We start from the raw sequence: 4,700 nt of genomic DNA, 5'->3' as shown, positions 1-4,700 counted from the left end.
GGCTGGAAAGGCTCGCCGTCGGCTTTTGACGAAGCGCGGATTTGGTCGCCGGCCTATTCCAGCCATAGCGCCAGCAGCAACCACAAGGTCGGCTCACCGGACCGCCCACGATGCCCTTCCACGACAAGGCACCGGAAGCTGTCTCAGCCAGTTCCAGCGAAATAGTCATACGCAGGCAGCACAAGCTTGGGGGAGAGCCTGAAGGCCGTTGCTGGCAGCCCCTGTCGATCCATGCCAAATCGCAAGATCGGTCGAGCGCGATATATTCGGAAAGGCCTAACTGGTGTCGTCACGGAGAAAGAGACGTTGAAGGCCGCACTTGAAAACTACCCAGCCCGAATGCAGCGGGTGCTAGACCATATAGACCAGCATCTGGATGACGATCTGGGGCTGGAGGCGTTGAGCGGTGTCGCGGCGTTCTCGAAATATCATTTCCACCGGCAGTTCACGTCCACCTTCGGGGTGTCCGTGCATCGCTATGTCCAGCTCGCCCGCATGAAGCGTGCTTCGTACAGACTTGCCGAAAGTGACGCCCAAAGCGTCACCGACATAGCCATGGATGCCGGTTACGACGCGCCGGATGCCTTCGCCCGCGCCTTTCGGCAACGGTTCGGACAATCGCCGTCGTCGTTCCGGAAGTCTCCCGACTGGGGGTCGTGGCTCATGGCCTTCGGGCCCCTCGAAAAAGCAAGGAACACGCTTATGCAGATAATCTTTGAACACGACGACGTGACGATCCGCGATGTGCCCCCGACGCCGGTGGCGATCATGGAGCACCGCGGAGACCGGGCGACGCTCCAGGACACCATCCAGCGGTTCATCGCCTGGCGTAAGGCGGCGGGCTTGTCGCCCGAGACAAGCCCGACCTTCAACGTCTTCCGTTCCGAAAGGGAGCCCGCGGTCCCGGCTGACTACAGCATGGACATTTGTGCCGGGACAGACCGGCCGATCGAGGCGAATGACGGGCAGATGAAGGCTGGCGTGATCCCCGGCGGGCGCTGCGCGGTGCTGCGCTACCCTGGCAATACCAACAATCTCGAACCCGCAGCACTTTATCTTTATCGTGAATGGCTTCCGGCCAGCGGCGAGGAAGCACGCGACTTTCCGATCTATTGCCAACGACATCTGTCCCACTTCCCGGAGGGCCCGCTACGCGAAGTGGTCGTTGAACTCTTTCTGCCTCTGAAATAGCTCGGCAGGACAGCGGTTTGTCCCCCCGATCGCGAGCATCATGGCGACGCGAGATCAAAGCTTGATCACATACTCCTTGCGAGTCGTTTCAAGCACTTCCCAGCTGCCCTTGAAGCCGGGCTTCAGCACAAAGCTGTCGCCGGTCTTGACGGTGCGCGCTTGCCCACCGTCCTCCGCGATCACCGAAACGCCGGACAGGATGTGGCAGAACTCCCACTCGTCATAGACGATGCGCCATTTGCCCGGGGTCGATTCCCATATGCCGGCATAGAGGCCGCCGTCGCGCTCCTCGACATTCCAGGTGCGGAATTTGGGATCGCCCGAGATCAGCCGGTCGGGCGCCGGTGCACCCTGTTCGGCGTCGACAGCGTCGACGCCGATGGAAAGAAAGTTTGACTCGCTCATGATCGATCAGACCTTGGCTAGCGCCTGTTCGAGGTCGGCGACGATGTCGTTGACGTCCTCGATGCCGATCGAAAGCCGCACCGTGTCCGGTCCTGCGCCGGCCTTGACCTTCTGCTCGTCGGAAAGCTGGCGGTGCGTGGTCGAGGCCGGGTGGATGACCAGCGACTTGGTGTCGCCGACATTGGCGAGGTGCGAGAACAGCTCGAGCGCCTCGACGAATTTGACGCCCGCGTCATAGCCGCCCTTCAGCGCGAAGGTGAACACGGCGCCGGCGCCAAGTGGTGAGTACTTCTTCTGCAGCGCGTTGTTCTTGTCTGAGGGCAGGCCGGGGTAATTCACCGATGCGACCTTGGGGTGGTTGGACAGCCAGGCGGCAACGGTGACGGCATTGTCGCAGTGGCGCTGCATGCGCAGCGGCAGGGTTTCCAGGCCGGTCAGGATGAGGAAGGCGTTGAACGGGGAGATCGCCGGGCCGAGATCGCGCAGGCCGAGCACGCGCGCGGCAATGGCGAAGGCGAAATTGCCGAAGGTTTCGTGCAGGACAAGACCACCATATTCGGGGCGCGGTTCCGACAGCATCGGGTATTTGCCCGATTTCGACCAGTCGAAGGTGCCGCCGTCGACGATGGCGCCGCCGATCGAATTGCCGTGACCGCCGATGAATTTGGTCAGCGAATGGACGACGATGTCGGCGCCATGCTCGATCGGCCGGATGAGGTAGGGCGAGGCCAGTGTGTTGTCGACGATCAGCGGCAGGCCGTGCTTGCGCGCGATGTCGCCGATCTTCTCGATATCGACGAAGGTGCCGCCCGGATTGGCGAGGCTCTCGATGAAGATCGCCTTGGTCCTGTCGTCGATCTGGCTCTCGAAGGTCGAGATGTCATTGGTGTCGGCCCAGCGCACCTCCCAGCCATAATTCTTGAAGGCATGGCCGAACTGGTTGATCGAACCGCCGTAAAGCTTGTTGGCGGCAACGAAATTGTCGCCCGGCTGCATCAGATTGTGGAACACGATCACCTGCGCGGCATGGCCGGAGGCGACCGCGAGTGCCGCCGTGCCGCCTTCGAGGGCCGCCATGCGCTCTTCCAGCACTGCCTGGGTCGGGTTCATGATGCGGGTGTAGATGTTGCCGAAGGCCTTCAGCCCGAACAGCGAGGCGGCATGGTCGGCGTCGTCGAAGACGAAGGAGGTCGTCTGGTAGATCGGCGTGGCGCGCGCGCCGGTCGCCGGATCGGGCTTGGCACCGGCGTGGACGGCGAGCGTGTTGAAACCTGGCGTGCGGGTCACTGAAAACCTCCCTTTTGAAACTCTTGAAATCGCCGGGCATTCTTGGCGAAGCATGAGCGCGAATGCAAAGAAGAAAATACCCTTCGGCTAGCGATCTGCGGCCGAGGCCCGAGAAAATGCGCTGGCCTAAGGAATAATTTTGCGCCTAAGGCGCATCGCGCGTCAGGCCTTGCTTTTGGTGCACGTCGTTATCCCAAAACCGCTGCGCACTTTTGAGCGACGTGCACTACTTCTGCCGCACGCCAAAACTCTGGAATCCCGACCGCATCAGCGGCTTCTTCGACGACAGCACGCCGGAATTGACGCCGGTCCAACCGATCTCGCCGGACAGCTTGCCATATTCGATCTTGGGGCAGCGGTTCATCACCACCTTGATGCCGGCGGCCTCGGCGCGCGCGGCTGCTTCGTCATGGCGCACGCCAAGCTGCATCCAGATCACTTTCGGCAAGGGATCGAGCCGCAACGCCTCGTCGACGATGCCGGGCACCGCCGCCGGCGCGCGAAAGATGTCGACCATGTCGATCGGCTCCGGAATATCGGCGAGCCTCGCATAGGTCATCCGGCCGAGGATCTCCTTGCCGGCCTGGCCAGGATTGATCGGAAACACCGAAAATCCCTTGGCCAGCAGATATTTCAGCACGAAATAGCTTGGCCGCACATCATTGGCGGACGCGCCGACCATGGCGATGGTCTTCACCGAATTGAGGATGCCGGCAATGTAAGTGTTGTCGTAGCTATCGTGGTTCATGCGGCTTCCTGCGGTAGTGGTATCGGTAAAGTTCACGGCTGAACCCAAGCGAGGCGTAGAGGGCGCGAGCCGGCGTGTTGTCGGCCACCACCTGCAGGCATGCAGCTGACGCACCCGTTTGTCGTGCCCAGTCGATCAGGACGCCCACCGTCTTGCGGCCCAGGCCTTGCTGCCTGAAACGGCCGTCGGTTTCAACCGATTCCACCACAAGCAGCCCATTGCGGATGACGCCATAGGCCAAGGCGGCAATTTCGCTGTCTCGTGTACAGGACACGAACGCCCGGTCGCCGACGATCAGTCCGGTCATCTCGCGAAAGACGCGGCGATCGATGTCGTCATAAGCCTCCATGCGGAAGCGCGCCGCGAGCCAGTCTTCGCCTGGCACAGGCGAAACAGCGACCCGCTCGTCGCGGACTTCAGCCAGATCGCCGATCCCGGCATGGAGATGGATCGTCCCGCCTTCCGGCTGGTAGCCGCGATGGTCGAGTGCGGTTTCGAGCTCGGCGGCGATATCAGGCACTCGGAACATCGGCGCCTGACCGTGGCCGACGTAGAAGGACTCTGCGGCGTCGATCACTTTGTCGGGCGCGCCACGCTCGCCGCGCAAGGGATTGGCCGAATTGGTACGCCGGATCCGTCCGCCCGATCGCCGCAGAAGCCAGCCATCAACCAACGTCTCGGTCGCCGCCGGCCAGCCTTCGCGGCACGCCTGCTCGACGCGCCAGTTGAGGTCATCATCGCCGGCGCTCACGCGTCATCCTCCCGCAGCGCTTCCTCCATAAAGGCCTGCGGATCGGTGCAGAAGTCGCGCATCATGCGAAAATGATCGGTATCGCTGAAATCCGTGGGATCGAGCCCGAACCGGCTGATGCGGAACAGCCGCGCGCCAGGACAAGCCATCAGCAGCGGCGAATGCGTCGCCATGATCACTTGCGCGGTGCCCGACTGGTCCATGCGCCGCAGCATCTTGAGCAGCTCGATCTGTCGCGTCGGCGACAGTGCGCTTTCGGGCTCGTCGAGGATGTAGATGCCTTGCCTGCGGCAGCGCTCCTCGAAAAAACGGATAAAG

General features: G+C 62.2%; 6 protein-coding genes. 1 reads left to right on the top strand and 5 read right to left on the bottom strand.

Annotation, left to right across the window (positions count from 1 at the left end; all coding sequences use genetic code 11):
• The first annotated feature begins 306 nt into the window (after positions 1–306).
• Complete coding sequence (locus EN879_RS24780) at positions 307–1,191, top strand: AraC family transcriptional regulator (protein ID WP_063170209.1); 885 nt, start codon at positions 307–309, stop codon at positions 1,189–1,191.
• A gap of 54 nt (positions 1,192–1,245) precedes the next feature.
• On the opposite strand, the gene EN879_RS24775 is transcribed toward EN879_RS24780, so the two are convergent.
• The 5 genes from EN879_RS24775 to EN879_RS24755 all read right to left on the bottom strand — a co-directional run.
• Positions 1,246–1,596 carry a cupin domain-containing protein gene (locus tag EN879_RS24775; protein ID WP_063167787.1) on the bottom strand — a complete coding sequence of 117 codons (351 nt, stop codon included), beginning with the start codon at positions 1,594–1,596 and terminating at the stop codon, positions 1,246–1,248.
• Positions 1,597–1,602: 6 nt separating this feature from the next.
• The gene (locus EN879_RS24770) at positions 1,603–2,883 is read right to left on the bottom strand and encodes an O-acetylhomoserine aminocarboxypropyltransferase (RefSeq protein WP_024504598.1); all 1,281 of its coding nucleotides are present in this window, start codon (positions 2,881–2,883) and stop codon (positions 1,603–1,605) included.
• Between the two features lie 226 nt (positions 2,884–3,109).
• On the bottom strand, positions 3,110–3,631 hold the full coding sequence (locus tag EN879_RS24765; RefSeq protein WP_024504599.1) for a CoA-binding protein: 522 nt from the start codon (positions 3,629–3,631) through the stop codon (positions 3,110–3,112).
• Positions 3,618–4,382, bottom strand: coding sequence for a GNAT family N-acetyltransferase (locus EN879_RS24760; protein ID WP_063167786.1), 765 nt, complete (start codon positions 4,380–4,382; stop codon positions 3,618–3,620). The genes EN879_RS24765 and EN879_RS24760 overlap by 14 nt, the downstream gene beginning before the upstream one ends.
• Positions 4,379–4,700, bottom strand: a 322-nt coding sequence (locus EN879_RS24755) for an AAA family ATPase (RefSeq protein WP_164774559.1), incomplete at its 5' end; no start/stop codon positions are given. The genes EN879_RS24755 and EN879_RS24760, both read right to left, overlap by 4 nt.

It is taken from the genome of Mesorhizobium sp. M7A.F.Ca.AU.002.02.1.1 (assembly GCF_003998535.1).
GTDB lineage: Bacteria > Pseudomonadota > Alphaproteobacteria > Rhizobiales > Rhizobiaceae > Mesorhizobium > Mesorhizobium ciceri.
Note: the sequence above shows the minus strand (reverse complement) of the source record. Positions and strands in the feature narration are given on the sequence as shown.

Excerpts from the sequence above, each read along its gene's own strand:
- EN879_RS24775 (WP_063167787.1), bottom strand. The coding sequence starts at position 1,596 with ATGAGCGAGTCAAACTTTCTTTCCATCGGCGTCGACGCTGTCGACGCC.
- EN879_RS24765 (WP_024504599.1), bottom strand. The coding sequence starts at position 3,631 with ATGAACCACGATAGCTACGACAACACTTACATTGCCGGCATCCTCAAT.